26 protein-coding genes are annotated in these 24,932 nt (G+C 73.3%); 12 read left to right on the top strand and 14 right to left on the bottom strand.

Going from position 1 to position 24,932, the window contains the following annotated elements:
- Window positions 1-40: 40 nt before the first annotated feature.
- Window positions 41-469 (bottom strand): type 1 periplasmic-binding domain-containing protein, encoded by a 429-nt coding sequence (locus tag IH25_RS42325; protein ID WP_245172823.1) that lies wholly within the window; start codon window positions 467-469, stop codon window positions 41-43.
- On the bottom strand, window positions 450-785 hold the full coding sequence (locus tag IH25_RS42320) for a type 1 periplasmic-binding domain-containing protein (RefSeq protein ID WP_245172822.1): 336 nt from the start codon (window positions 783-785) through the stop codon (window positions 450-452). Before IH25_RS42320 ends, IH25_RS42325 begins: the two co-directional genes overlap by 20 nt.
- A gap of 171 nt (window positions 786-956) precedes the next feature.
- Between IH25_RS42320 and IH25_RS0118875 the strand changes: the two genes are divergently transcribed.
- Window positions 957-1,139 carry a hypothetical protein gene (locus tag IH25_RS0118875; protein ID WP_030611315.1) on the top strand — a complete coding sequence of 61 codons (183 nt, stop codon included), beginning with the start codon at window positions 957-959 and terminating at the stop codon, window positions 1,137-1,139.
- Between the two features lie 79 nt (window positions 1,140-1,218).
- A complete protein-coding gene (locus tag IH25_RS0118870; protein ID WP_030611312.1) occupies window positions 1,219-2,109 on the top strand; it encodes an SDR family oxidoreductase in 891 nt (296 codons plus the stop codon).
- Between the two features lie 11 nt (window positions 2,110-2,120).
- Here the strand turns inward: IH25_RS0118870 and IH25_RS0118865 are convergent, their stop codons facing one another.
- The 5 genes from IH25_RS0118865 to IH25_RS0118845 all read right to left on the bottom strand — a co-directional run bounded on the left by IH25_RS0118865 (window position 2,121) and on the right by IH25_RS0118845 (window position 7,256).
- The gene (locus tag IH25_RS0118865) at window positions 2,121-3,128 is read right to left on the bottom strand and encodes a phosphotransferase (protein WP_030611309.1); all 1,008 of its coding nucleotides are present in this window, start codon (window positions 3,126-3,128) and stop codon (window positions 2,121-2,123) included.
- Window positions 3,129-3,193: 65 nt separating this feature from the next.
- On the bottom strand, window positions 3,194-4,039 hold the full coding sequence (locus IH25_RS0118860) for a carbohydrate ABC transporter permease (RefSeq protein WP_030611306.1): 846 nt from the start codon (window positions 4,037-4,039) through the stop codon (window positions 3,194-3,196).
- Window positions 4,036-5,016: a carbohydrate ABC transporter permease gene (locus IH25_RS0118855; protein WP_051754015.1), complete on the bottom strand. Its 981-nt coding sequence runs from the start codon at window positions 5,014-5,016 to the stop codon at window positions 4,036-4,038. Before IH25_RS0118855 ends, IH25_RS0118860 begins: the two co-directional genes overlap by 4 nt.
- On the bottom strand, window positions 5,013-6,311 hold the full coding sequence (locus tag IH25_RS0118850) for an extracellular solute-binding protein (RefSeq protein ID WP_030611300.1): 1,299 nt from the start codon (window positions 6,309-6,311) through the stop codon (window positions 5,013-5,015). The genes IH25_RS0118855 and IH25_RS0118850 overlap by 4 nt, the downstream gene beginning before the upstream one ends.
- A gap of 171 nt (window positions 6,312-6,482) precedes the next feature.
- Window positions 6,483-7,256: a polysaccharide deacetylase family protein gene (locus IH25_RS0118845; RefSeq protein WP_030611297.1), complete on the bottom strand. Its 774-nt coding sequence runs from the start codon at window positions 7,254-7,256 to the stop codon at window positions 6,483-6,485.
- Window positions 7,257-7,557: 301 nt separating this feature from the next.
- Here IH25_RS0118845 and IH25_RS0118840 point away from each other — a divergent pair, with 301 nt between their 5' ends.
- Window positions 7,558-10,380, top strand: a complete 2,823-nt coding sequence (locus IH25_RS0118840) for a M4 family metallopeptidase (RefSeq protein WP_030611294.1) — start codon at window positions 7,558-7,560, stop codon at window positions 10,378-10,380.
- 68 nt (window positions 10,381-10,448) lie between these two features.
- Here IH25_RS0118840 and IH25_RS41690 read toward each other — a convergent pair whose 3' ends face one another.
- Complete coding sequence (locus IH25_RS41690) at window positions 10,449-10,604, bottom strand: DUF6131 family protein (protein ID WP_167346034.1); 156 nt, start codon at window positions 10,602-10,604, stop codon at window positions 10,449-10,451.
- 360 nt (window positions 10,605-10,964) lie between these two features.
- On the opposite strand from IH25_RS41690, the gene IH25_RS0118830 reads away from it, so the two are divergent.
- Window positions 10,965-11,837: an SGNH/GDSL hydrolase family protein gene (locus tag IH25_RS0118830; protein ID WP_030611291.1), complete on the top strand. Its 873-nt coding sequence runs from the start codon at window positions 10,965-10,967 to the stop codon at window positions 11,835-11,837.
- Between the two features lie 39 nt (window positions 11,838-11,876).
- On the opposite strand, the gene IH25_RS0118825 is transcribed toward IH25_RS0118830, so the two are convergent.
- Entirely contained in the window at window positions 11,877-13,274 is a 1,398-nt protein-coding gene (locus IH25_RS0118825) for an oxygenase MpaB family protein (RefSeq protein WP_051754034.1), read from the bottom strand.
- A 101-nt stretch (window positions 13,275-13,375) separates the two neighbouring features.
- The gene (uppS, locus tag IH25_RS0118820; RefSeq protein ID WP_030611285.1) at window positions 13,376-14,065 is read right to left on the bottom strand and encodes a polyprenyl diphosphate synthase; all 690 of its coding nucleotides are present in this window, start codon (window positions 14,063-14,065) and stop codon (window positions 13,376-13,378) included.
- A 379-nt stretch (window positions 14,066-14,444) separates the two neighbouring features.
- Between uppS and IH25_RS0118815 the strand changes: the two genes are divergently transcribed.
- From IH25_RS0118815 to IH25_RS0118785, 7 genes are all read left to right on the top strand, one after another.
- Window positions 14,445-15,650, top strand: a complete 1,206-nt coding sequence (locus IH25_RS0118815; RefSeq protein ID WP_030611282.1) for a serine hydrolase domain-containing protein — start codon at window positions 14,445-14,447, stop codon at window positions 15,648-15,650.
- Window positions 15,647-17,227 carry an alpha/beta fold hydrolase gene (locus IH25_RS0118810; protein ID WP_030611279.1) on the top strand — a complete coding sequence of 527 codons (1,581 nt, stop codon included), beginning with the start codon at window positions 15,647-15,649 and terminating at the stop codon, window positions 17,225-17,227. The genes IH25_RS0118815 and IH25_RS0118810 overlap by 4 nt, the downstream gene beginning before the upstream one ends.
- 32 nt (window positions 17,228-17,259) lie before the next feature.
- Window positions 17,260-17,652: a RidA family protein gene (locus IH25_RS0118805; protein ID WP_030611275.1), complete on the top strand. Its 393-nt coding sequence runs from the start codon at window positions 17,260-17,262 to the stop codon at window positions 17,650-17,652.
- A 223-nt stretch (window positions 17,653-17,875) separates the two neighbouring features.
- On the top strand, window positions 17,876-18,436 hold the full coding sequence (locus IH25_RS0118800; protein ID WP_030611272.1) for a quercetin 2,3-dioxygenase: 561 nt from the start codon (window positions 17,876-17,878) through the stop codon (window positions 18,434-18,436).
- A 61-nt stretch (window positions 18,437-18,497) separates the two neighbouring features.
- Window positions 18,498-19,469, top strand: coding sequence for an amidohydrolase family protein (locus IH25_RS0118795; protein ID WP_030611269.1), 972 nt, complete (start codon window positions 18,498-18,500; stop codon window positions 19,467-19,469).
- Between the two features lie 8 nt (window positions 19,470-19,477).
- Entirely contained in the window at window positions 19,478-20,473 is a 996-nt protein-coding gene (locus IH25_RS0118790) for an alpha/beta hydrolase (RefSeq protein ID WP_245172821.1), read from the top strand.
- Between the two features lie 104 nt (window positions 20,474-20,577).
- Window positions 20,578-21,021: a MarR family winged helix-turn-helix transcriptional regulator gene (locus tag IH25_RS0118785; RefSeq protein ID WP_030611263.1), complete on the top strand. Its 444-nt coding sequence runs from the start codon at window positions 20,578-20,580 to the stop codon at window positions 21,019-21,021.
- A 6-nt stretch (window positions 21,022-21,027) separates the two neighbouring features.
- Here IH25_RS0118785 and IH25_RS0118780 read toward each other — a convergent pair whose 3' ends face one another.
- The 3 genes from IH25_RS0118780 to IH25_RS0118770 form a co-directional block, all read right to left on the bottom strand.
- Entirely contained in the window at window positions 21,028-21,909 is an 882-nt protein-coding gene (locus IH25_RS0118780) for a DMT family transporter (protein WP_030611260.1), read from the bottom strand.
- Between the two features lie 168 nt (window positions 21,910-22,077).
- Window positions 22,078-22,758: a maleylpyruvate isomerase N-terminal domain-containing protein gene (locus tag IH25_RS0118775; protein ID WP_051754013.1), complete on the bottom strand. Its 681-nt coding sequence runs from the start codon at window positions 22,756-22,758 to the stop codon at window positions 22,078-22,080.
- A 135-nt stretch (window positions 22,759-22,893) separates the two neighbouring features.
- The gene (locus IH25_RS0118770) at window positions 22,894-23,544 is read right to left on the bottom strand and encodes an FMN-dependent NADH-azoreductase (RefSeq protein WP_030611255.1); all 651 of its coding nucleotides are present in this window, start codon (window positions 23,542-23,544) and stop codon (window positions 22,894-22,896) included.
- Between the two features lie 129 nt (window positions 23,545-23,673).
- Between IH25_RS0118770 and IH25_RS0118765 the strand changes: the two genes are divergently transcribed.
- Complete coding sequence (locus IH25_RS0118765) at window positions 23,674-24,060, top strand: winged helix-turn-helix transcriptional regulator (RefSeq protein ID WP_030611253.1); 387 nt, start codon at window positions 23,674-23,676, stop codon at window positions 24,058-24,060.
- Window positions 24,061-24,189: 129 nt separating this feature from the next.
- Here the strand turns inward: IH25_RS0118765 and IH25_RS0118760 are convergent, their stop codons facing one another.
- Window positions 24,190-24,921 carry a Type 1 glutamine amidotransferase-like domain-containing protein gene (locus IH25_RS0118760; protein WP_030611251.1) on the bottom strand — a complete coding sequence of 244 codons (732 nt, stop codon included), beginning with the start codon at window positions 24,919-24,921 and terminating at the stop codon, window positions 24,190-24,192.
- Between the last annotated feature and the right edge of the window lie 11 nt (window positions 24,922-24,932).

Raw genomic sequence — 24,932 nt, 5'->3', positions numbered from 1 at the left:
GGACGGGGCCGTCCCGTGGGCCACCGCCCGCCGTGCCCGTTCAGCGGGCCGGGACCAGGTCCCCGGTCAGCGGTACCTCCGGCCGGCCCGTGTTGTCCACCACGGCCAGGCGGGGGCCGGCCGGCTCAGGGTGCCACTGGCCGCCCACCAGGGGCAGCAGCGCGATGTTCGGGGTGGGGCCGGCCGTCCGGTCCAGCGGGCCCGTGATGGTGTCGAGCCGGGTGCGGGCCACGGCGTCGGCGACCGAGGCGCGGTCGGCTGGGTCGGCGGCCGTGGCCAGGGCGTGGTGCGCGGTCTCCAGCAGGACGTGCGCGAGCCCCAGCGGCTGGAGCCAGGCCGCGCCGGTGTCCTCCTCGTAGGCGCGGGCCGGCTCGACGCACGTGCCGCCGTCCAGGCTGGAGCGGTAGGGGTGGACGGGGCTCCAGCAGCCGAGCGTGGCCACCCGCGCATCACCGAGTTCGGCGTGCACGTCGGGGGCGGGCGCGGTGTGGGTGTGCGGATAGGTCGGCCAGCGTGTGGTCGCGCCCGGACAGCGCGGCGTCGGCGACGTCGGGCAGCACCCGGGTCCCGGCCATGGGCAGCACGATGTGCGGGCCGTCCTCCGCCGCCAGGTCCCGCACCGCCCGCCGGGCGGCCCCGGGCTCGGAGCGGCTGTCCCGGACGGTGACGGTCACCTCGTGGCGCCGGCCGCCGTTGCGGACGTGCGCGAGGCGCGGCGCCAGGGCGCGCGGTACGTAGGAGAGCGGCGCCCCGAGCGGGGAGCGGTACGGGATCACCGGGGACAACGACGAAGCGGAACATCGGCTTCGGTCCGCCCGGGGTGAAGACTCCCAGGTGAGAAGGGCAACGGCTGTACGAGTTTCCCAGTACCGGCAGTAACATGATCACCTTGTTCCGGGTGTACCAGTCAGTCAACTAGGTGCCGTCCCCGGACGGCGCCCTGCCCGGAGAAGTCCATGTCATCTGTCAATGACGCGTTGGAAAACGCGCGCTTCACCTACGAACAGCACATGAACACGTGCCGCCAGTGCCATGCCGACGCCGCGCCCTGCGCCGTGGCCAAGCATCTGCTGCGCCTGTACAACCTCGCCCGCCGGGACGCGATGCGGGCCGCCGGTCCGGACGCGCCGACCGCCTGACCGCACGGAACGCTTTTCACCCGCCGCGATGCGGGAACCCGGCCGCCTGTCCCGTCCCCGAGAGACACAGGAGGCCACCGTGACGGACCAGCACGGTGACCGGACCGATCCGGTCACCCGGCACGCCCGCCCCGACTTCCCCTCCCAGGACCAGCCCCACCCGGGCTGGACCGGCCCCATGGACCCGCCGCCCGACCACGGCGAGGAGTCCTACCGCGGAGCCGGCCGGCTCGACGGGCTCCGCACCGTGATCACGGGAGGGGACTCCGGCATCGGACGGGCGGTGGCGCTCGCCTTCGCCCGCGAGGGCGCCGACGTGCTGTTCACCCACCTCGACGAGGAGGAGGACGAGGCGCGCGAGACCGCCCGTCTGGTCGAGGACGCGGGCCGCAAGGCGGTCGCCGTGTCCTGCGACATCAGGGAGGAGGACAACTGCCGCGCCCTGATCGCGCGGGCGGTCGACGAGTTCGGCCGCATCGACGTCCTCGTCAACAACGCCGCCTACCAGATGGCCCAGCCGGACGGCATCGAGGCCATCAGCACCGAGCAGTTCGACCGGGTGCTGCGGACGAACCTGTACGGCATGTTCTGGCTGACCAAGTTCGCCCTGCCGCACATCCCGGCCGGCGGCTGCGTCCTCAACACCACGTCCGTGCAGGCCTACCAGCCGAGCCCGCCCCTGCTGGACTACGCGATGACCAAGGGCGCCATCGTCACGTTCACCCACGGGCTGGCCCAGATGGTCGCCGAGCGCGGCATCCGGGTCAACGCCGTGGCGCCGGGCCCGGTGTGGACCCCGCTGATCCCCGCGACCCTGCCCGACACCGCCGAGTTCGGCAAGCAGAGCCCGCTCGGCCGCCCGGCCCAGCCCGCCGAACTCGCGCCGGCCTACGTCTATCTCGCCTCGCCCCAGGCGAGCTACATCACCGGCGAGATCCTCAACGCGACCGGCGGCACCCCGCTGCCCTGACCGGCGGGCGGTCAGCCCGGGAAGGGCGGTTCGCTCAGGAGCTCCCGCAGCCACTCGGCGCTCTCCTCGGCCCCCGGCGCGGTGCCGGGGGCGGCGGGGAACATCCGGCCCCAGGAGGCGGCCCGGCCCAGCGCGCTCAGCCGCCAGGCCAGCCCCGCCGCGCGCCGCAGCCCGGCCGTCGTGCGGCCGTCGCCGGTCCACGGCTCCAGATAGGCGTCGAGCAGCCGGGGCAGCACCTCGGGCCCGTAGCGGTCGCGGGCCCGCTCGGCGGGGACGCGCAGGCTGCAGAACGGGTGGGTGACGGCGGCGTCGCCCCAGTCGAAGAAGGTGAACCGGCCGGGTGCCGGCCGCAGCAGCTGGCCGTCGTGCAGATCGGCGTGGTCCAGGGTGTCCGGGATGCCGGCGGCGGCCAGTTCGGCAGACCAGTCGACGAGCCGGGGCCGCAGGGCCGTCAGCCGGGCGCGCTCGTCCGGGCCCAGCGCGGTGTTCGCGTCGAGCAGCCGGTCGAACAGCCCGGGCAGGTCGGCGGTCCGTGCGGAGGGCACCCCGAGCCGCTCCATCTCGGCGACGTGCGCCACCAGGTCGCGCTGCATCCCGGCGTACTGGCCCAGCAGCGACTCCCACTCGCGCGGCTCCACCTGCTCCCGGTCCAGCACGGCCCGGAACAGCTGTCCGCCGTCCGGGAGCAGCGCCCAGCCGCGCCCGGCGTCGACGGCCAGCGGCCGGAGCACATGCTCCGGCACCCAGCGGGCCAGCGCGGCGGTCAGCGGGCCTTCGAACGCGGCGCTCGGCGGAGTCGCCTTGAACCAGACGGCGTCCTGTCCGGGGACGGGCACCCGGACGAGCACCGACCAGGGCCGCAGCCGTACCCGCAGCGGGCCGTCCACGCCGAGTCCCCGCTCGGTGAGGTGCCCGCCCACCCAGTCCAGCGCCGCCGCCCGCCAGGACTTCGTCTCCCACGGAGTCACGGCGTCCGGAAACGCTCCCCGGTCCACCATCGCTGTGTGTTCGTCGTGCATCGCCCCATCCCAGCAGCGCCCGCGAGGGCGTGGCCAGCGATTTTCCCGGGTGGAGTGCGGGCGCGTCAGTCCTTCACCGCCCCGCCCAGGCCCGACACCAGGCGCCGCTGGACCAGCACGAAGAAGACCAGCACCGGGACCGTCATCACGGTGGACGCCGCCATGACACCGCCCCAGTCCGGTTCGTCGGGCTTGTAGAAGACCAGCAGGGCCATCGGCAGCGTCGACTGCGAAGTGTCGCTGATGATGAAGGACTTGGCGAACAGGAAGTCGTTCCAGGCGGAGATGAAGGAGAACACGCTCGTGGCCACCAGGCCCGGCAGGACCAGCGGGAGCAGGATCCGCCACAGGAACCGGGCGCGGCTCGCTCCGTCGAGGTACGCGGCCTCCTCCAGGGACTCCGGGACGGCCCGTACGAACCCCCGCAGCATCCAGACCGCGAACGGCAGCGAGAAGGCGATGTGCGGCAGGATCAGCGAACCCAGCGTGTTCAGCAGCCCGAAGTCCCGCATCAGGAAGAACAACGGGATGGTGAGCGCCTCCACCGGCACCATCTGGGCCACCAGGAACATGATCAGCAGGGTGGTCCGGAAACGGAACCGGAAGCGCGTCACGGCGGTCGCGGCGAGGAACGCGATCAGCGCGGAGGCGAGGACGACGCTCCCGGCGACGACGAGGCTGTTGACGAAGTACCGGCCGAAGTCGTGCTGTTCGAACACGCGCCGGAAGGAGTCCAGGGTGGGGGAGGCCGTCCACGGCCGTGGCTCGGTCGACTCGATCTCCCCGGCCGGCCGCAGGGCGCCGAGCACCATCCAGTACAGCGGGAAGGCGACGACCGCGGCGACCAGCAGCGCGGTCACCTCGGCGGCCAGCCGCCAGGGCCGCCGTACCGCAAGGCGTACGCGACTCACAGGTCCTCCCCTTGGCGGCGCAGCAGCCGCAGATACCCGAGCGTGACGGCCAGCAGGAGCAGCAGCATGACGACGCCGATCGCCGAACCGAGGCTGTACTGCGAGGAGGCGAACGCCTTCTGGTAGGCGTACACGTTCAGCACCAGGTTCTGCCCGGCGATGCCGCCGCCGCCCGTCATCACGTAGATCTGGGTGAACACCTTGAAGTCCCAGATCACCGACTGGACGGTGACGATGCCCAGGATCGGCCGCAGCATCGGCGCCAGCACCGAGCGCCAGATCCGCCACTGCGAGGCGCCGTCCAGCGCGGCGGCCTCCAGCACCTCACCGGGTACGGCACGGATCCCGGCGTAGACCGTGATCATCACGAACGGGAAGGAACACCACACCACTTCGAGCAGCACCAGCAGGAACGCGCTGTAACGGCCGTACGTCCAGGAGAAGTCGCCGAGCCCGAGGAGGCGGTTCACCGGGCCGAAGTCGGGGTCGAAGAGGAACAGCCAGACGGTGGAGCCGGTGATCGTCGGTGTCGCCCACGCACCCAGCGCGGCCAGCAGCAGCGCGAGCCGGGGGAGCGCGCGGACCCGGGTGAGCAGGACGGCGAGCGCGCAGCCCACCGCCAGCGTGCCGAGCACACAGGCCGCCGCGAAGCCGACCGTCGCCAGCAGCACCTGCCCGAACTGGTCGTCGGCGAACAGGTCGGTGTAGTTGCCCAGCCCCCGGAAGCGGGTCGGTTCCCCGCCACTGACCTGCGCCTGGGTGTACTCCAGGAAGGAGATCAGCCCCAACTGGTAGACCGGGTAGACCAGCAGGGCGCCGAGGACGGCGAGGGCGGGCGCGAGATACAGCCAGGGGGTCCAGCCGCCGCGCGGGCGCGGGGCACCGCGGCGGGAGGGCGTCGTCGCAGGGGGCCGCCGGGCGGCGGTCGCCGGGGCGCTCCGCTTCGCCGCAGGCGCCACGTCCGTCGTCCGCCTCATCCGGCGGACCCGAACGCGTCGTCCATCTTCTTCGCCGCGTCGGCCGAGGCGTCCGCCACGTCCTTCCGGCCGCTGACGATCTGCTGGAACATGGTCGGCAGCACCAGCGAGGAGTCGATCTGCGCCCAGGCGGGCGTGACCGGCACGAACCTGGTACCGGCGGCGAGGGTGTCGACGAACGGCTTCACGAACGGCTCCTCGGCGGCGGCCTGTTCCCGTACGTCCGTGAAGGTCGGCAGGAAGCCCATCGCCTCGAAGAGCCGCCCCTGTGCCTGCTTCGAGGCGAGCCGCTTCATCAGGTCCACGGCGAGCGTGCGGTGGGATGTGCTCTTGAGCACCCCGATGTTGTTGCCGCCCGCGAAGGCCGGCGCGATCGAGCCTGCGGCCACCCCGGGCAGCGGGACCACCGCGTACTTCCCCTTGGCCTTCCCGGCGTCCACGGCGGCGTGGCTGAAGTTCCCGCCGATCGCCATGGCGGCCTTGCCCGCGGCGAACGCGGTCACCGTGTCGTTGCCGGTCCAGCTCGCGCACTTGGCGGCGGGGCAGTTGTCGTCGCCGAACAGGGACGTGTATGCCTCGATGCCCTTGCGGGCGGCGGGGCTGCCGAGGGCGGAGGCGTATCCGCCGCCTTTCTCGGTCGCCAGGTCACCGCCGTTGGCCCAGAGGAACGGCAGCGCGCCGTAGGTGTAGGCGCCCCCGACGGCCAGGCCGTACAGATCGGGGCGCGCGGCGCGGATCCGCTTCGCGGTGGAGATCAGCTCGGCCTGCGTTCTCGGTACCCGCAGCCCGAGTCGGCGGAAGACGTCGGTGCGGTAGTACAGCGCCCGGATGCCGACGAAGTAGGGCGCTCCGTAGACCTTGCCGTCCACGGTGACCGAGCGCCGGGCGGTGGGGTCGGTGTCCCGGGCCTCGCTCCAGGCGTCGAACTCCCGGGTGACGTCGGCGAGTCCGCCGTCCTTCACATAGCCGGCGGTGTCGGTGTTGCCGTATTCGATGACGTCCGGCGCGGACTTCGGGTCGTTGAAGGCGGCCTTGACCCGCTGGGCGCGGGTCTCCACCGGGATGTACTCCACGGTGACACCGGCGCCCCGGTGCGCCTTCTCGAAGTCGGCGAGGACGGCGTCGACGACGCGCTGCTTGGGCTGGTTGTCGACCTCCTGGAAGAGCCAGACGCGCAGGGTACCGGTCTTCTCGTCCTTGCCGGAGGAGGAGGTGCCGGAGGTCTGGGGCGCGCAGGCGGTGGCCAGGACGGCGGCGAGCGCGGTGAACCCGGCAAGACGGACGGACAGCTTCATGGACTGCTCCTCCGATGAGGCGTTGCAACATGCGCAATGATGGTTTCGCTGTGCACAACGCCTCGGAGGCTAAAGGCTGCGTTCACACGCCCACAAGAGGTCTCCACCACTCTGTGACCACCCGACGCACACCGTGCAACGCCCAAGCGGACAAAGCGCCCCGAAGGTGCGTCAGCGCACCGGGAAACCGAAGGAGTACCCCTGCTGCTTCAGCCACGGGAGCAGGGTGCGCAGCGCCGCCACCGTCTGCGCGCGGTCACCGCCCGCGTCGTGGAAGAGGATCGTGGGGCCGTTGGCCAGCTCGCCCTTGACCGTGGCGATGATCGCCTCGCTGCCCGGCCGTTCGAAGTCCTTGGAGTCGACGTTCCAGCCCAGGGGCCGCATCCCGTGCGAGGCCGCCAGCTTGCGGCTGTAGGGGGTGAAGGCGCCGCCCGGGGCCCGGTAGTACATCGGCCGCACCCCGCCCGACGCCTTGGTGATCTGCCGCTCCGCTTCGAGGATCTGCCGGGCCTGGTAGGACTCGGACTTGTGGTCCATGCCGGTGTCGTGCGAGACCGTGTGGTCGCACAGCCGGTGACCGGCGGCCACCACCTGCCGGACCAGATCCGGGTGTGCCTCCGCCTGCGGGCCGACCATGCAGAACGTCGCCTTCACGCCGTTGTCCCGCAGCAGTTCGAGGACCTGCGGGGTCCAGACCGGGTCCGGACCGTCGTCGATGGTGATGTTGACCGCGTGCGCGCCCCCGTCGGAGGCGTGGACTATCGACGGGGACACGGGCGCGGCCTTCGGCGTGGCGGGCCGGGCGGAGACACCCGGCGCGGCCGGCCCGCCGCCGCTCTGACCGGCCTGCGCCGACCACACCGACGTGACGGCGGCCACCGCCGTCACCCCGACCGCCGCCGCGATCACCCGGCCGTACCAACCCCGTCCGCCATGCCGTGCCATGTCCGCCCCGCCCCCTGGTGTGTCCGTTGTCCCGTTCGGTTTCCGTGCACCTGGCGAGACGGGCGGGAAAGATCACGGGATCCGTCTGTTACGGATCACGGACAATTCCGAGGCGCTTTGGCGACAGTCGCCGCCGGCCGGGGCCGAAAATCGCCCGTCGTCGCGTCGCGACTGTTGATGCGCGGGCGTGCCACCGCGTCCAATGGCCGTGCCCGGCGGCGGTCCGCCACCGGTGACCGACGTACGCGTGTGGGGGGTTGGGGAGACAGTGCGTCATTCCAGAAAACGCGCCGGGCGACCGGTGACAGGACCGGAAACCCGGCTGAACGGCATATCCGGTGCGGCGGCGCTCGTGGGCGCCGCCGCACTCGTCGTCTCGGCGGCAGCCGCCGCACCGGCGGCACCCGCGACGGCCACGGCACGCGCCACGACTTCGGCGGGGGACTCCGCGACGCCCCGAAGCGGGGCGGACCCGGCGCCGCCCGCGCTGGTGGACGGCATCCGGGAACAGGCACCGGCGGCCCGCACGGCGGCGGACGCCGCCCGCGCCCACCTCGCCGCCCGCAAGGACCGCTACCGGATCGCCGACCCCGAACGCGACCTCAGGCCCGCCGGCACCCTCACCTCCGGCGGCCGGGAGACCGTACGCCTCCAGCAGACCCACCACGGGGTCCCGGTGCTCGGCGGGCAGTACCTCGTCCGCATGGAGCGGCGCGACGGCCGGCGGATCGTCACCGGCACCTCCGGCCGGTACTTCACCGGGCTGCGCACCGGCACGGCCGCCGGCATCGACGACACCCTGGCCGTGGAGCGGGCGGTCGACGCCGTACGACGCGACCTCGCCGCCCGCGACTTCACCGCGGGCCCCGACGACGAGGACGCGGACACCGCGCTCACCGGAACCGCCCACGGCCTGGTCGTCCTACCCAACGGATCCGGCGTCCTGACCCGGCACATCACCGTGCGCGGCACCGGCACGGCCGGCGGCGAACCGGTGCTGCGCGAGGTGTACATCGACGCCCGGGCCGGCTATCCCGTCCTCCAGTACAGCGGGATCCGCACCTTCACCGCGCCCGCCACCGCCCCGGGGCACGCGGCCCGCGCCGTCCGCGCCGGCGAACCCGCACCCGACGGCACCACCGGCAGCGGCGTCCGGTTGGACGGCACCACCGTCCCGCTCGCCGTCACCCGTGACGACACCCGCGACGCCTATGTGCTGCGCGACCGCACCCGCATCCAGAGCGACCCCGACCACGTGCTCGCCACCTGGGACGCGGGCGGCCACTGGGTGAGCGACCTGTCCGGTGCCTGGCCCGACGACCTGCGGGAAGTCGCCTCACCCACCCCGGAGTTCGGCGCCGACGCCACCCTGTCCGGCGCGGTCGACGCGCACTGGGCCGCGGGGCAGGTCCACGACTACTACCGCGCCAAGTTCGGCCGGGACAGCCTGGACGGACACGGCATGACCGTCAACTCCGTGGTCGGCGCGACCGATTACGGGCAGCCGTACGTCAATGCCTTCTGGGACGGCCAGAAGATGGTCTACGGCTCCGGCGACGAGGAGTACCGGCCGCTGTCCGCCGCCCTGGACGTGGTCGGCCACGAGATGACCCACGCGGTCGTCTCGGCCTCCGCCGACCTGGTGTACGCGGGCCAGTCCGGCGCCATGAACGAGGCCGTCGCCGACTACTTCGGCAACGCCATCGAGGCCGACGTCCGCCGGCTGCCCATGGACGACCCCGACTCCGGGCTCGTGGGCGAGACCCTGTGCCGCACCAAGGACCCGCGCGGCTGCGCCTTCCGCGACCTCAACGACGGCCGTACGACAGCCGGTTCCTTCCTCGGCGTCGGCTTCGGCACCGACAACGGCGGCGTGCACCTGAACTCGACCATCTTCGCCGGCGCGCTCTGGGACATCCGCGAGGAGATCGGCCCCGAGCTCGCCGACGCGGTCGTCTACAAGGCGCTCACCGAGTACCTCACCCCACTCGACGGCTTCACCCAGGGCCGGGACGCGGTCCTCGCCGCCGCCAAGCAGCTGGGGGCCGGCGGGCGCGCGCTCACGGCCGTCCGGAAGGCGTTCACCGCGCACGGCATCGTGCCGCACTGGGAGCAGGCGCTCGGCATCGACTCCGACGTGCTGCTCTCCCGCGTCAACACCTACGACTCCCACCTCGGCGCGGGCGGCGGCTGGTGGGCCGCCGCCCGGTCGGACGAGTCCGGCTCCGAGCCGTACTCGGTGTGGGCGGGCCGCACCGACGGCAAGGGGCAGCTGAAGCTGATGAGCCCCAACGACGGCCGCTACCACGTCAACCCGGCCACCGACGGCAGGACGGTGGTGTGGCAGGCCCACGGACCCACCGGCGTGGACATCCTCGCCCGGCCCCTCGCGGGCGGACCGGTGCGCACCCTGTGGCACGGCCGCGGCGCCGGCTCGGCCCTCGGGGTCGACGGCGACACCGTCACCTTCGCCTACTACAACCACGGCGGCCGGGCCGGCGTGGCCTATCTGAGCCTGAAGGACCCGGCGAACGTCGTCACCATCGGCGGCGGCACCTACCACCGGGCTACCTACCCGGCCGTGAGTCACGGCAGGATCGTCTACCAGGACCGGCAGCGCGTCCGCGCCGTGTACGAGTCCACCACCCGCCTGATCGACGTGGCCACCGGCGTGGAGACGGTGCTCCAGAAGGCCGGCCCGGAGACCACGCTCGGCCCGACGGCGATCACCGCCGACCACGTCTACTGGCTGCTCGACGCCGTCGGCCAGAACGGCACCACCACCCTGCGCCGCGCCGCGCTCGACGGCTCGGACGTCACCGACCTCAGCCCGGAGACCGGACCCGACGCCCTGAACGTCTCCGAGGTGACGGCCGGCGCGGACGCGGTGACGATGGTCGCCCGCACGCCCGCGGACGGCATCTCCAACGCGGCGCTGTCCAAGCTCTGGCAGTTCACCCCGGACCACAAGGGCGACGGCACCCGCCGCGCCCGGGTCTCGTGCAACCGGGGCGAGCAGCTCTCCGCCGCGGCGGCCGACGGCACCCGGGTGGTCTGGCTGGACGCGACCACCGGCACCAGCGAGGTGGTGACCCGGGCCCGCCCCAGCGGCACCTGCGCCTGACCGGCGTCATCGCGGTGCCCCCGCTTCAGGCGGGGGCACCGGAACGCGGAGACCGGGTTGGACCGCGGTTACCAGAAGTGGCGACGGCCGCCGACCGCGTGGCCCATGGACCCCAGGATCCACAGGATGGCTCCCACCACCAGCAGGATGATGCCGATAGTCCACAGGATCGAGATGCCCGTGACGAAGCCGATGATGAGCAGGATGATGCCGAGGGCGATCATGGCGTGCCTCCAGCGGGTAGTGGTGCTCCTGTTCGCCGGGTGCCCCGAACGCGGCGGAAATCGCATCCTGCGCGGTAAAAAATTCGCATGACGGGACGCTTGGTGCATATTCGGCGGCAACAAGCGGACCGAGGTCGTCCGTGTTTCAAAAGTTCGGTCCGCAATGTTGATTTCTTGTTGCGGCACCCTCACATTACTTATCGGTAGAACTCTTCGGTAATCCCACGCCCGACGTACGCCCCACGTACGCCGCCTCCGCACGCCCCGCGCCGGTGCGAGCCGCCTCGTGCCCGCGTTCCGGCACGCCCGTGGCACCGGCATGCCCGTGCGTCCCGCGTCCTCCCCGGAAGGGAGAATGTCATGCCCCTGCCAATGCTACGCCGTGTCCTCACCGCGGCGTCCGCGGCCCTCGGCACCCTGGCCCTCGGTCTCGGCGCGGCCCCCGCCCAGGCCGCCACGTCCCTCGACTACGCGGCCCTCGGCGACAGCTACAGCGCCGCGTCCGGTGTGCTGCCCATCGACCTCACCAGCCCGCTCTGCCTGCGGTCCACCGCGAACTACCCCCACGTCATCGCCGACCGCACCGGCGCCCGGCTGACGGACGTCACCTGCGGCGCCGCCCAGACCAAGCACTTCACCGAGTCCCAGTACCCCGGCGTCGCCCCGCAGGCCGACGTGGTCACCGCGGACACCGACCTGGTGACGCTGACCATCGGCGGCAACGACAACGGCACCTTCATCAACGCCGTGACCGCCTGCGGCACCGCCGGTGTTCTCCACGGCGGCCAGGGCAGCCCGTGCAAGGACAAGTACGGCACGTCCTTCGACGACCAGATCGACGCCGGCACCTATCCGGCGCTGAAGGCCGCGCTCGGCGCCGTCCGGGCCAAGGCGCCGCACGCCCGGGTGGCCGTGCTCGGCTACCCGTGGATCACGCCGGCCAAGGCCGACCCGTCCTGCTTCGTCAAGCTGCCCCTCGCCACGGGTGACGTGCCCTACCTGCACTCCCTCCAGGCCCACCTCAACGCCGTGGTGCGGCGGGCCGCCGAGGAGACCGGGGCCGTGTACGTGGACTTCGCCGAGGTCTCCGCCGGGCACGACGCCTGCCAGCCGGCCGGCACCCGGTGGATCGAGCCGCTGCTGTTCGGCCGGAGCGTCGTCCCGGTCCACCCCAACGCCCTGGGTGAGCGGCGCATGGCCGACCACACCCTGAGCGTCCTCGGCCTCGGCTGACCCGGCGCCGCCCGGCGGCCCCCCGTCCGGGGCCGCGGGTCAGGCGTCGGCGAGCAGCGGGTCGTACGGGGTCGAGCGGGACCGGCCCGACATGAAGGACAGGAAGTCCCGGACGAACGCGCCGCGCGGATAGACATCGTCGCCGCCGGTCAGGTCACGGCGGAAGCCCCGGCGGAACAGCGCCCGGTACTCGGCGGCGTCGATGCGCTGGTCGCCGTTGGTGTCGGTGACGTCGAAGAGGACCTCGGCGACCCGGATCAGAGCGGGCCCGGCGAGCGACGGCACGGCCTCGGCGTACTCCCGACAGCTGACGCGGCCGTCGCCGTCGGTGTCCAGAGCCGTCTGCAACTCCCGCCACCAGTCGGCGAAGGCGTCGTACAGCCGGGTCTCCGCCGGCTCGTCCAGGTCGAGACGGCCGGCGAGTTCCCGGGCCATCGCGGCGAGGTCCGGCCAGTCCACATAGCCGTCCCCGGTCTGGTCCAGCACCGTGCCGAAGAACTCCTCCGCGCCGCGCCGACCACCGGTCGCACCGGGGTCCGGCTCCGGCGGCAGCGGTGCGAGCAGCCGGACCAGGGCCCCGGCCCGCCGCATCCGGTCCCGCAGCGCCCGCAGCGTTTGGGACCGGGGGTCGTCGCTGTCGGGGGAGAGGGCGAGCAGGTCCATCACGGTCTCCGTGCTCAGCCAGCCCTCCGGCAGGAAGCGGGCGAGACCGACACCCAGATAGGCGCTCTGCATCAGCGTCCGGGCGCCGGGCAGTTCGGGCAGCCCCGCCCGGCAGCGGAACGGCTCCGGCAGGGACGCCACCGTGATCGCGCCGATGACCGGTCCGACGAGCGCGCGGCCGGCCGCCCACAGCGTGGGCAGACCGTGCAGCAGCGGCGGTGCGGGCAGATGGTCGAAGAGCCGGTAGAGGATGATGCGCATCGCCTCCGTGTGCTCCAGCTCCTCCGCCACGACCCGCTCGTAGTACGGCCAGAACTCGTGGACCGTGGGCGGAAGATGCCGGGCATCGCCGTCCAAGGCGGCCAGATAGCCCCGGAATTCGCCGTACAGCTCCTCGATGGCGTCCTGCTCCAGCGGCTGCCCGCTGAACCGGCACATCGCGACGCTGCTCTCGAAGAGGGTGGCCACCACCCAGGCGCGCACCGCCGGGTCCATCGCGTCGTAGGGCCGGTCCCGCGCGTCGGCGCCGCTGATCCGGGAGTGCAGCCGGTTGAGCCGGGCCGCCTCCTTGCGCCGCGCCTCCTCGTCGGAGCCGGACATGCGCTGGAGGCTCGTGACGGTGTTGCGCAGCCGCCGCCACGGGTGGGTCACGAAGGTCGAGTTGTCGGCGAGGGCCGCACCGATCTGCGGGTGCGCCGCCTCCAGTACGGTCGCCCGGATGATGGCCAGGGCCCAGCGCGGATCGTTGAAGAAGCCGCGGAACCGGCTGCCCAGGCCGAAAAGTTGATCGGTGCCGGTGCCGGCGGTGCTGGTGCCAGTGGTGGTGCTGGTGCTGGTGTCGGTGGTGGGCTGGGGCTCGTCGGCGTCCGTCTCGGTCACGGTCGTCGTTCTCCGTTCTCGTTCGGCCGTACGCCGCCGAAACGGCGCTCGCGCCGCTGATAGGTGTGCAGGCACTCCAGGAAGTGCGGGGCGCGGAAGTCGGGCCACAGGACCGGGGAGAAGATCAGCTCCGCGTACGCGACCTGCCAGAGCATGAAGTTGGAGATGCGCTGCTCCCCGGAGGTCCGGATGACGAGGTCCACGTCCGGGGTGTCGGGGAAGGGCAGATGCGCGGCGAAGCACCGCTCGTCCACGGCCTCGGCCGGCACCCCGCTGCGGATCAGTGATCGTGCCGCCGCCACGATGTCCCGGCGCCCGCCGTGATCGAAGGCCACGGTCAGCGTCATGCCCCGGTTCCCGGCGGTCAGGGTGGTCAGATCGGCGAAGTCCCGGGCCAGCGGCGGCGGGATGCGCGGATCCGTCACCCCGAGGAACCGGCAGCGGATCCCGCGCGCGTGCAGCAACGGGGCGTGCTTGCGCACCACACGGCGCACCAGCCGCATCAGGAAGTCGATCTCCGCGCCGGGCCGTTGCCAGTTCTCCGTGGAGAACGCGTACAGGCTCAGCCACTTGACCCCGGCCGACCGGGCCGCCTCGATGACGTCGATCACCGTGGTCTCGGCCGCGCGGTGACCCGACGTACGGGGCAGCGACCGCCGTGCCGCCCAGCGGCCGTTGCCGTCCATCACGCAGGCCACGTGCCGGGGCACCCCCCGGCGCGCCCGTTCCGGGACCGGGCCGGAGGCGGCACCGCCCACGACTTCCTCCACCGTCACTCCTGCCCCCGGCGGCACCGGGCGGACCCGCGCCGCTGCCCGGCCCCGTCGGACCGCGGGCCGGATCGTCCCCCGCAGACTGCCAGCCGCCCGCCATGGACGGCGGGGCAACGGTCACGGTTCACCCTTGGCACAGCTGTTTGGGCCCCGGCGCGCACGCCGGTCCTGCCCGGCGAACCCGGGCGGGACCGGGGGTTGTCCTCCGGTGCCGTGCTGGGGGCGGCCCCCCGGCGAATCCGCCTGCCCGCCGGAATGAGTACACGGCGAGCCGTGCCTAGCGTGTTGTCACATGACGATTCCCTTACCGCGCCGGGTGGTTCGCCGGCGCACCGGCCTGGTGGCCCTGGCCGTGACCTGTGTGCTGACCGCTGCTCCCGCCGCCGTGGCGCACCCGGCCCGGGACGCGCCCCGCGCCTGCGGCCCGCACCCGGAGCTGAGCCGGTCCGTGCGGCACCTGGTGACGCACGACCGGATCGCCGGCGCCGCCGTCCTGGTCACCGACCCCGGCCCGGCCGCGCCCTGCGCCCGGTGGACGGTGACCGACGGCACGGCGGACCTGCGCACCGCCCGCCCCATGAACACCACCGACCGGCTCCGCGCCGGCAGCGTCACCAAGACCTTCACCGCGACCGTCGTGCTGCGACTCGCCGCCGAGGGACGGCTCTCCCTGGACGCGACCGTCGAGCACTATCTGCCCGGCCTGATCCGCGACGGCGGCTACGACGGCCGCCGGATCACCGTACGACAGCTGCTGCGGCACACCAGCGGGCTGCCCGACTACCTCGACGCGCCCGAGTGGCAGCACCCCGAGCGGGTGCGCTACCGCCACTTCGAGCCGCGCGAGCTGATCGCCCGCGCCCTGCGGCTGCCGCCCCCGGACCGGACGTGGCACTACGCGACCACCAACTACCTCGTCGCCGGGCTGATCATCCGGGAGGTCACCGGCCACAGCCCGGAGACGGAGATCACCCGCCGGATCATCGCGCCACTGGGCCTGCGCGACACGTACTGGCCCGGCGACGACACCCGCGTCCAAGGCCCGCACTCGCACAGCTACTTCACCGCGGCCGACGGCCACCGCGAGGACGGCACCGCCTGGAACACGACCTTCGGCGGTGTCGGCGGCGCCCTGGTGTCCACCCCGGCCGACCTGACCCGGTTCGCCGGCGCGCTCTTCACCGGCCGGCTGCTGCCCGCGCCCCAACTCGCCGAGATGCGGCGGACGGTGGACGCCGACCCCGACCGGCTGTGGCCCGGCGCCCGCTACGGACTCGGCCTGATCTCCTCCCCGCTGTCCTGCGGCTCCACCTGGTGGGGCCACGCCGGCACCGTGCCCGGCGGCCACCGCGCCCTGGTCGCCACCGGCCCCGGCGGCCGTACCGTCGCCGTCGCCCTGAACGAGGTGCCCGCCACGCTCCAGGCCGAACTGGACTTCCTCGACATCGTCGACAAGGCCCTCTGCGAGGGCACGCCCACCGAAAGGACCCCGGCATGACCGGCATCACCTCCCCGGGCCGTCACCGCCCGCGCCACCGCGCCGCCCGGGCCGCGTCCGCCGCCGCCCTGGCCCTGGCGGGCGCGCTCTCCCTGGGCGCGGCCCCGGCCCCGGCCGCGGCCGCCCCGGCCCGTCCCGCCGCCGACCCCCTCGCCCGCTACCACCACCAGCCACTGCACTGGAAGAGCTGCCTGCTCGGCCCGGACGACACCACCGGCAAGGAACTCGAACAGGCCGGCGCCCAATGCGCCGACGTCACCGTCCCGTTGGACTACGCCCGCCCCGACGGCCGCACCCTCACCGTCGCCATCTCCCGCATCCGGGGCACCGACACCGCGCACCGCGTGGGCGCCCTGCTCCTCAACAGCGGTGGCCCCGGCGGCCCGACCCTCGGCGACCCGCCCTTCGTGCGCCGCGCGATGGGTCAGGTGGCCGCGCGCTACGACGTGGTCGGCGTCGACCCCCGCTTCGTCGGCCGCAGCACCCCGCTGGACTGCCACTGGCCCACCGGCAGCATGATCCGCGGCGCCGGCACCGACCGCGCCGGCTTCGCGCACGAAGTCCGCTTCGCCGCCGGCCTGGCCCGCCGCTGCCGCACCCACGCCGGTGACCTGCTGCCGCACTCCAGCACCCGGAACACCGCGCGCGACATGGACGTGATCCGGGCCGCGCTGGGCGAGCGCCGGATCTCCTACCTGGGCTACTCCTACGGCAGTTACCTCGGCCAGGTCTACGCGACGATGTTCCCGGGGCGCGTCGACCGGGTCGTCCTGGACGGCGTGATCGACCCCGCCCGCTACGGCCCCCGCCTGCTGCGCGGCGCCGAGGACGCCAACCGGCACGCCCTGCGCGACTGGGCCGACTGGACGGCCGCCCACCACACGGCCTACGGTCTCGGCCGCACCCGCGCCGCCGTGCTGGCGACCGTGGAAGCGGCCCGGTCGGCCGCCGCCCGCACACCCCTGCGCGTCGGTGACTACCGGGTGGACGACCACGACCTGCCCGTCATCGTCTTCAACGGCCTCTCGCAGGACAACCCCACGGCCTACGGCGACTTCGCCGAGGGCGTGCGGGACCTGCGGCGCGCCGCCGAGGGCCGGACCGTCGCCCCGTCCCCGTGGCTGGCCTCGGTGTTGGAGTTCGCGCTGACGGAGCACGGGTCCGGCTACGGCAGCGCGCAGACGTCCATCCTGTGCGGGGACGTGCCCGCGCCCCGCGACCCGGAGACCTACTGGCGCGACCTGCGCCGCGCCGGGGACCGGCTGTTCGCGCCGGTCACCCGCAACATCAACGCCTGCGCTTTCTGGGACCCGCCGCGCGAACGCCCCACCGCCATCCGCGCCGACCTGCCCGCCCTGCTCGTCAACGCCACCGGCGACCCCCGCACCACCTACCCCGGCGCCCGGGCGGTGCGCCGCGACTGGCCCAGTTCCCGCCTGGTCACCCTGCGCGACGCCGACCAGCACGCGGTCTACGGTGCCTACGGCAGCCGGTGCGTCGACGCCACGGTCAACGCCTACCTCGCGACCGGCCGCCTGCCGGCGACGGACGTCGGCTGCCCCCGGCCCACTTCCTGAAGCAGCCGGGTTGATCACCTAACCTTCGGCGCATGACGCAACGACGTGCGATCCTCAGCGGATCCACCTTCGAGGAGCAGATCGGTTACGCCCGCGCCGTGGTCGACGGGGACCGGGTCCACGTCTCCGGAACCACCGGGTTCGACTACACCACCATGACGATCTCCGACGACGTCGTGGAGCAGGCCGAGCAGTGTCTGCGCAACATCGGCGTCGCGCTGGCCGAGGCGGGGTGCGGCTTCGCCGACGTGGTCCGGGTGCGCTACCTGCTCCCGGACCGCGCCGACTTCGAGCCCTGCTGGCCGGTGCTGCGCCGCCACTTCGGCGACGTCCGGCCGGCCGCCACCATGCTGGAGTGCGGCCTCGCCGACCCCCGCATGAAGATAGAGATCGAGGTCGACGCCCGTCGCCCTGAGGCGAGGTGAGCGCAGGCGGCGATCGAGCCGGCACCACCGGGGCCTGGGAGGCGGACCGCCGGGTGTCCGCCCCCTCTGGCAGCGCCGTCATCGTGGCTGACCCGGCCGCGCTGACGGCCGCCGCACCGCAGCGAAGCGAGGGGTGCGCGCCGGAAACCGAGCCCCGGACCGTTGGCCACAGCCGCTATGTCAGGTAACCTGACATAGCAAGCGCATGAACCGGAGGCTTCGCATGACCATCGAATACGCCACCCGCTACCGGGCCCGCTCCTTCATCCCCCCGGAGCCGGGCAAGCCCTACTTCATAGAGAAGGGCCTGGGCGACCGGGCGCACCTGTTCGGCGACCTGATCACGATCTACGCGGGCGGCGAGCAGACCGAGAACACCTTCAACTTCTTCACCTGCGAGGGCCCCAAGGGCGAGGTGATCCCCGCCCACTCGCACGCGGACACCTACGAGGTCTTCTACATCACTCAGGGCGCCGTACGGCTCTTCGTCGAGGACCTCGAAGGCGAGCAGCACGAGAAGCTGCTCACGCCCGGCGACTTCGGCTTCGTGCCGAAGAACTGTGTGCACGCCTACCGCATGGAACGCCACCACTCGCAGGTCGTGGGCGTGGCCGCCGGACCGGGCGGCACCTTCGAGCGGTTCTTCGAGTCCCTCGGCACCCCGGCCGAGGAACTGGGCCTGCCGGCCCGCCCGTTCGTCCCCGAGCGGGAGAAGTTCCGGACCGTGCCCGAGCAGTACGACGTCCGGTTCCGCCCCGACCACCAATGGCGCACCGAGAGCTGACGGCCGTGGCGCCGTGCGAGGAGCGTGCCGGTGACCGTGACACCGCGCGAGGAGCGTGCCGGTGACCGGGCCCGGTGACCGTCCAGGATTTATCGACGTCCATGCCCACTTCGTCACCGACTCCTACGTCCGCCGGGCCAGGGCGGCCGGACACGAACGGCCCGACGGCATGCCCGCCTGGCCGCGGTGGTCGGCCCGCGCGCACCTGGAGCTGATGGACCGCTGCGGCATCGACACCGCCGTACTGTCGGTGTCGTCCCCGGGCACGCACTTCGGCGACCCGGCCGCGGCCCGCGCCCTGGCCCGCGAGGTCAACGAGGACGGGGCCGGAACCGTACGGGACCACCCCGGGCGGTTCGGGCTGTTCGCCTCGCTGCCGCTGCCCGACGTGGACGGCGCGCTCGCCGAGATCGCGTACGCCTGTGACGAGCTGCACGCCGACGGCGTCGTGGTGCAGACCCACAGCCAGGGCGTCTACCTCGGCGACCCCCGCCTGGAACCGGTCTTCGCCGAGCTGGGCCGGCGCGGGGCCGTCGTCTTCGTCCACCCCACCTCCCCGGTGTGCGGGGAGCGGTCGGCGCTCGGCCGGCCCCGCCCCATGGTGGAGTTCGTCTTCGACACCGCCCGCTCCCTCACCGACCTGATCTTCGCCGGCACTATCGAACGCCACCCGGACCTCAAGATCGTCGTACCGCACTGCGGTGGCGCGCTGCCGGTCCTGGCCGACCGGATCGACGCCTTCTCGCGGCTGTTCATGCCGGGCGAGGAGCCGGCCCCGGACGCCACGACCCAGCTGCGCCGCCTCCACTACGACCTCGCCGGCCCGGCCTTCCCACGCCGGCTGCCCGCCCTGCTCGGCCTGGCCGACCCGGCCCGGCTGCTGTACGGCAGCGACTACTGCTGGACACCGGCCGAAGCGGCCCGCTCGCACGCCGCGTCTTTCGACACCGCGCCCGTCCCGGTACCGGGCACCGACTGGCGCTCCCTGACCACCGCCAACGCCCGGGCCCTGTTCCCCCGCCTCGCCCACTGAGGAAACCCATGCCCCCTGAGGACCCCATGCAGGAAGAAGCCGTGTCCCAGGACGCTCCGTCCTTCCCCGCGCACCTGCCGGCACCCCCGGACCCGGCCCGGCTGCCCCTGCCGCCGCCCGCCCGGCCCGCGCCCGGCCTGCGGCTGCTGCGCGGCGCCGTCTACGCCGTGCCCGACGGCAGTCGGCCGCTGGAGACCGACCTGTGGCTGCCCGAACCGGCGGACGGCCCGCTGCCCGTGGTCGTCTTCGTGCACGGCGGCGGCTGGCGCACCGGACTGCGCGACGACCCCGGCCCGCGGTTCCGGCACTGGCGGCCGGGGCCGTTCGCCCGGCTGGCCGCCTCCGGGGTGGCCGTGGTCTGCCCCGACTACCGGCTCAGCGGCGAGGCCCGGCACCCGGCCCAGCTGGAGGACCTGCGCGCGCTGCTGGTCTGGCTGCGCGACCGGGCCGGGGAGCTGGGCCTGGACCCGGACCGGGTGGTCCTGTGGGGCGAGTCCGCGGGCGGTCACCTGGCCGCGCTGACCGCGCTCACCTCCGGCGTGGCCTGTGCCGGCGGGCCGGCGGTGACCGTGCGGGGCTGCGTCACCTGGTACGCGCCCACCGACCTCACCCGCCTCGCCGAGGACCACCCGCCGGGCCGCTTCGACCCGCACGACCCCGCCACGCGCGAGGCGCTGCTGCTCGGGGCCGCCCCGGCCGCCGCCCCCGGCCCGGCGCGGGACGCCAGCCCCGCCCTGCGGGTGACGCCGGCGGCGCCGCCGTTCCTGCTGCTGCACGGCACCGAGGACGAGCTCGTGCCCTGCGCGCAGAGCGACCGCCTCGCGACGGCGCTGCGGGCGGCCGGGGTGCAGGTCGAGCAGGTACGCGTGCCCGGCGCGAACCACCTGTGGCTGGGGCTCGCGGAGGAGGAGGTCGAGCGGGTCTTCGTACGGACGGCCGGGTTCGTCACACACCACAGCGGCCGGGAAGCCACCCAGGACGGCGGCCGGGAAGCCGAAGCATAGGCACGGCACCGCGTCGGGGAAACCGGAGGATGGGCACGGCACCGTCTCGGGGAAACCGAAAGATAGGAGGATAATCCGCTGGGTATCCGATCATCCGAGGAGCCATGAGTCATCGCGCCGCCAACCTGCCCCAGCTCCTGTCCGAGGCCCGCCGCTGGTTCGAGGACGCCCTGTTCGCCAGCATGGAGGCGGCCGGCGAGCAGCCGGTGACCACGGCGCAGGCGTCCGTCTTCGCGATGCTCGACGCCGAGGGCACCACCGTCTCCGAGCTCGCCCGCCGGATGGGCGTCACCCGGCAGACGGCCCATCAGGCGGTGCACGGACTCATCGGCATGGGCCTGCTGGAACAGGAACCCGACCCCGGCTCCGCCCGGCGGCGGCTGATCCGGATGACCGCCGAGGGGCGGCGCGTGCACGAGCGCGCGCAAGCCACGATCGGGGTGATCGAGTCGGTGCTGGTGGAGCGCATCGGACCGGACGCGGCGCGCGCCCTGGACGGCGCACTGCGCTCCGACTGGGGCGCACCCCCGCTGGTCGCGGCCCCCTGAGCGGGCTCAGGAGGCCGCGTTCCGCTCCGCGGCGGGGACCGGGACCACCTCGATGCGCTGCACGGCCCGGCTGAGCACCAGCACGCCCACGACGATCAGCAGCGCCCCGCACGACTCGGGCACCAGCCACCACCCGGTGCGGACGCGTTCGCCGAAGAGGGTGATGCCGAGGGTCAGGCTCACCACCGCGTCGCCGATGGTGAGCGCGGGCTGCGCCGCGGCCAGCGGACCGGCCTGCAACGCGTTCTCCAGCAGCAGCACGGCGGCGACACCGGTGAGCGCGAAACCGTACGTCTGCCAGGACCGCAGGAACGCGACGAGGCCGTGGTCGGCGAAGGTGCCGCTCGCCGACTTCAGCAGGGCGGCGGTCAGGGCGTTGCCCGTCGCGGAGGCGGCCGCCAGCAGCGCGGCGCGCCGGGCCGGCGGGCGGCCCGGGCCGGCCAGTCCCACCAGCGCGGCCATCACGCCGGCGCACAGCAGCAGGGTCGGCAGCCACCGCGCGAGCGGCGCCTGGTCGGTCGCGCCGTGCGGGGCCGCCGCGAGCAGCAGGACGGCGAGGCCCGCGACACAGCCGCCGACCCCCCACCAGCCCGAGCGCGGCAGCCGCCGGTGCATCAGCGGGGCGGCGACGAGCAGCGCGAAGGGCAGCTCCAGGATGAACAGCGGCTGCACCAGGGCCAGCGGGCCGTTGACCAGGGCGAGGCTCTGGAACAGCGCGGCGCAGGCCACACCGGCCATGCCGATCATCCAGATGGGCCGGTGCACCAGCTCCGCGAGCAGCCGCACCCCGCCGCGGGTGCTGGTCGAGGCCGCCTTGCGCTGGAACGCGGTGCCCACGGCGTTGCTCGCCGCTCCCGCGACGGCGAACACCGCGGCGAGTTCGATCACGGCTCTCTCCCGCCTGCGGCAGACCTCCCGGCATCGGACGCCTTCAGCCTACGGAAGGAGGCGCGGGCCCGCCGTACGGGCCGGGCGCTCACCTCGCCTGCGCGGCGGTGCTCGGCGGTGGTGGCGGTGCTCAGCTCTGGTGGTGGGACTCAGCTCTGGTGGTGGGGCTCAGCCGAACAGCGGGAAGCGGTCGGCGGCCGGACCCAGGGCGGCGCGCTCGGCTTCGGTGAGCGCGGCGCGACCGGTGCCCACGCGCGCGTAGTGGGCGTCGCTCCACTCCGGCAGGCCGGGCCGGCCGAGCAGCCCGTCGAGGGTGGCGCGTACCGCGGTCAGTCCCTCGGGTGAGGGCCCCGGCGCGTGCGGCAGGGCCACGGTCAGGTCGAGATGGTGGACGGTCGCCTCCACCGCGAGCGTGGTGATCAGATCGCCGGCGGTCAGCACATGTCCCTGCGTGACCACCCGGCGCGCGGGGTCGGCGTCCCCGGCCGCGTGCACGGCCGCTGCCAGCGTCTCCAGATACAGGCCCTTGAGCTGCTCGAAGTCCAGGAACATGCTGCCGTTCACGCGTGCCCAGCGCCGGCCGTTCGCCGCCCCGACGGTGTCCGGCAGCCAGTGTTGCCAGTACGTCACCCAGTCCCGGTCGGCGGGTGCCTCAGTAGGGGTGTGCAGGGCCACCAGGGCGCGCTGGGCGTCCCCCAGGCAATGGAAGAGCAGATCGCGGACCGCCCAGCCCGTGCACCCGGTCGGCTGCCACGACTCCTCGTCGCCGAGGCCGGTGACGACCGCGGAGGCGGCCCCGTAGGCGGCGCGCAGCGTCCGCGCCGGACGTGATGTGAACCCGGTTTTCATGCCTGCCCTTTTTCCCTGTCGGCGTGCTCTGTAGGCGTGTCGTTCGGCGTCTGCTGCCGGCCACGGGCCCGCGGCGCACGTACGCCCCCGGACCACCTCGTGGGCGGGCCGGGGGCGTGCGTCGGCGGGGCGTGCTCAGGCGGCGACGCGCTTGGCCAGCTCCCGCGCCTTGGTGGCGGCGTCCTCCAGGGCGCGGTCACGGGAGGCCTCGTACAGCGGGACCAGGTCGGCCATGGCCGGGTTGACGGTCGCCATGGTCAGCTCCGGGACGATGAAGTGCACCTCCAGGCCGAGGCCCCCGCCGAGCGCGGCGTCGAGGTAGTTCTGCACGTACTCGAAGCTCTCGCGCGGGGTGCCCGGCGCGTAGGAGCCGCCCCGGCTGGCGACGACGGTCACCGGGGTGCCCTTGGCGGACTGGGTCTCGCCCGCGGTGCGGCCCATCAGGATCACGTTGTCCAGCCACGCCTTGAGGGTGGAGGGAATCGTGTAGTTGTACATCGGTGCGCCGATCAGCACCGCGTCGGCCTGCTCCAGCTCCTCGATCAGCTTGACGCGCTCGGCGAACGCGGCGGCCTGCTCGGGGGTGTGGGTGGCCGGGTCGGTGAAGCCGGCGAGGTGGGTGTCGGCGGTGATGTGCGGAACGGGCTGTGCCGCCAGGTCGCGGTAGATGACCGTGCCCTGCGGGTGCTCCTCCTGCCAGTGCTTGCGGAAGGCCTCCGTCACGACGCGCGAGGCCGACGCCTCGGCCGGGAACACGGACGAATCGATGTGGAGCAGGGTGGCCATGGACGTCTCCAGAAAAGGGCGGGAACAGCCGGACGCCGGAAGCGCGGGCTGCTGTCTCATACTCGACTACTTTTATCACATGAACTTACTTTTCTTCAGCACCCTACGGAGAGGTAGTACGCTGGCGACATGGACGAGAACCACGACAGCGCCGCCTGCAAGCGGGTGGATGACGGCATCACCCGCGTCTTCCAGCTCCTCGGCAAGCGCTGGAGCGGGCCGATCGTGGCCGTCCTGGTGGGTCAGCCCGCCTACTTCACCGACCTGCGGCGGGCCGTCCCCGGCATCAGCGAACGCATGCTCTCCGACCGCCTCGCCGAACTCGGCGCCGCCGGCCTCGTCCTGCGCGAGGTCGACGAGGGCCCCCCGCTGCGCGTCTCCTACCGGCTGACCGAGGCCGGCGCAGCCCTGGAGCCCGCCCTGCGCGAACTGGCCCAGTGGGCGAAGGTCCACCTCCCGGACGTCCCGGCATGCACCGAGTCCGCCCTGGACCGACCACGACGAGCATCGGCCTGACACTTCTGGCCGCGGACGACCGGTTCGAGGACGGGGGACGGCTGCCCCGTGGATCGAACAGCTGCCTGCCTAGACTTGACGCCCCACACGGCTGCCGGCCCCCCAACTGGCGAGCTGTCTCTCACCCGTTCATGGTGCTGTAGTGGGCCGCTGTGGTGCGGCGAGGAGGCGGCAGGGCACGGCCTGCTCCTTGGCTCCGGCGTCCTCGTCGGGCTCTACCCGGTACAGGCAGGCCTGCGGGATACGTGTCACGGAGTCCGTCAGCTGACCGTTTGTGAAGAGAGCGCCGACGCCGTCCTCGACTGCCCAGCCGGGTGGAAGCGCGCGATGTGCCACGGCCGCCTGGTACGAAGGTCGCCGGCCGGGCTCACTGTCGTAGTGCGGGCACACCGAGCCGGGCAGCAGGCCCAACCCGTCCGAGAGGTGAGTCAGTGGCCCGAACGAGTCGGTGTGGGAGCCTTCCGCCCAGCAGTTGGCGCCGGCACTGATGCCGCACAGCAAGGTCCCCCGGTCGAAGGCCTCGCGCAGCAGCCGGTCCACGCCGTGCACGCGCCAGACCGCCAGCATGTTCGCCGTGTTGCCGCCACCCGCGTAGATGACGTCCTGAGAGAGCAGGAACGCGCGCAGGGCGTCGTCATCGAGCTCCCGCCGGAACAGAGGCAGGACGGTGGGCTCGCAGGAACGAGACCCGTACGCGCTGAAGAACTGCTCGATGTAGGCGGGCGCGTCACCACTGGCTGTCGGGAGGAAGCACACCTTGGGGCGCGGACCGGGCACTTGGTCGAGCACCCAGTCGTCCAGCAGGCCGTCGTCGTCGGTGGAGAAGCCGCCTCCGAGGAGAGCCAGACGACGTTCCGGCATGACGGCCACGA

This window comes from Streptomyces achromogenes subsp. achromogenes, from assembly GCF_000720835.1.
Classification (GTDB): domain Bacteria; phylum Actinomycetota; class Actinomycetes; order Streptomycetales; family Streptomycetaceae; genus Streptomyces; species Streptomyces achromogenes.
Note: the sequence above shows the minus strand (reverse complement) of the source record. Positions and strands in the feature narration are given on the sequence as shown.

Excerpts from the sequence above, each read along its gene's own strand:
- IH25_RS0118865 (WP_030611309.1), bottom strand. The coding sequence starts at position 3,128 with ATGCACGACGAACACACAGCGATGGTGGACCGGGGAGCGTTTCCGGAC.
- IH25_RS0118775 (WP_051754013.1), bottom strand. The coding sequence starts at position 22,758 with ATGAAAACCGGGTTCACATCACGTCCGGCGCGGACGCTGCGCGCCGCC.
- IH25_RS0118805 (WP_030611275.1), top strand. The coding sequence starts at position 17,260 with ATGACGCAACGACGTGCGATCCTCAGCGGATCCACCTTCGAGGAGCAG.
- IH25_RS0118815 (WP_030611282.1), top strand. The coding sequence starts at position 14,445 with ATGACGATTCCCTTACCGCGCCGGGTGGTTCGCCGGCGCACCGGCCTG.
- IH25_RS0118845 (WP_030611297.1), bottom strand. The coding sequence starts at position 7,256 with ATGGCACGGCATGGCGGACGGGGTTGGTACGGCCGGGTGATCGCGGCG.
- IH25_RS0118770 (WP_030611255.1), bottom strand. The coding sequence starts at position 23,544 with ATGGCCACCCTGCTCCACATCGATTCGTCCGTGTTCCCGGCCGAGGCG.
- IH25_RS41690 (WP_167346034.1), bottom strand. The coding sequence starts at position 10,604 with ATGATCGCCCTCGGCATCATCCTGCTCATCATCGGCTTCGTCACGGGC.
- IH25_RS0118855 (WP_051754015.1), bottom strand. The coding sequence starts at position 5,016 with ATGAGGCGGACGACGGACGTGGCGCCTGCGGCGAAGCGGAGCGCCCCG.
- IH25_RS0118765 (WP_030611253.1), top strand. The coding sequence starts at position 23,674 with ATGGACGAGAACCACGACAGCGCCGCCTGCAAGCGGGTGGATGACGGC.
- uppS (WP_030611285.1), bottom strand. The coding sequence starts at position 14,065 with ATGGACGGCAACGGCCGCTGGGCGGCACGGCGGTCGCTGCCCCGTACG.
- IH25_RS0118810 (WP_030611279.1), top strand. The coding sequence starts at position 15,647 with ATGACCGGCATCACCTCCCCGGGCCGTCACCGCCCGCGCCACCGCGCC.
- IH25_RS0118760 (WP_030611251.1), bottom strand. The coding sequence starts at position 24,921 with ATGCCGGAACGTCGTCTGGCTCTCCTCGGAGGCGGCTTCTCCACCGAC.
- IH25_RS0118800 (WP_030611272.1), top strand. The coding sequence starts at position 17,876 with ATGACCATCGAATACGCCACCCGCTACCGGGCCCGCTCCTTCATCCCC.
- IH25_RS0118790 (WP_245172821.1), top strand. The coding sequence starts at position 19,478 with ATGCCCCCTGAGGACCCCATGCAGGAAGAAGCCGTGTCCCAGGACGCT.
- IH25_RS0118875 (WP_030611315.1), top strand. The coding sequence starts at position 957 with ATGTCATCTGTCAATGACGCGTTGGAAAACGCGCGCTTCACCTACGAA.
- IH25_RS0118785 (WP_030611263.1), top strand. The coding sequence starts at position 20,578 with ATGAGTCATCGCGCCGCCAACCTGCCCCAGCTCCTGTCCGAGGCCCGC.
- IH25_RS0118830 (WP_030611291.1), top strand. The coding sequence starts at position 10,965 with ATGCCCCTGCCAATGCTACGCCGTGTCCTCACCGCGGCGTCCGCGGCC.
- IH25_RS0118850 (WP_030611300.1), bottom strand. The coding sequence starts at position 6,311 with ATGAAGCTGTCCGTCCGTCTTGCCGGGTTCACCGCGCTCGCCGCCGTC.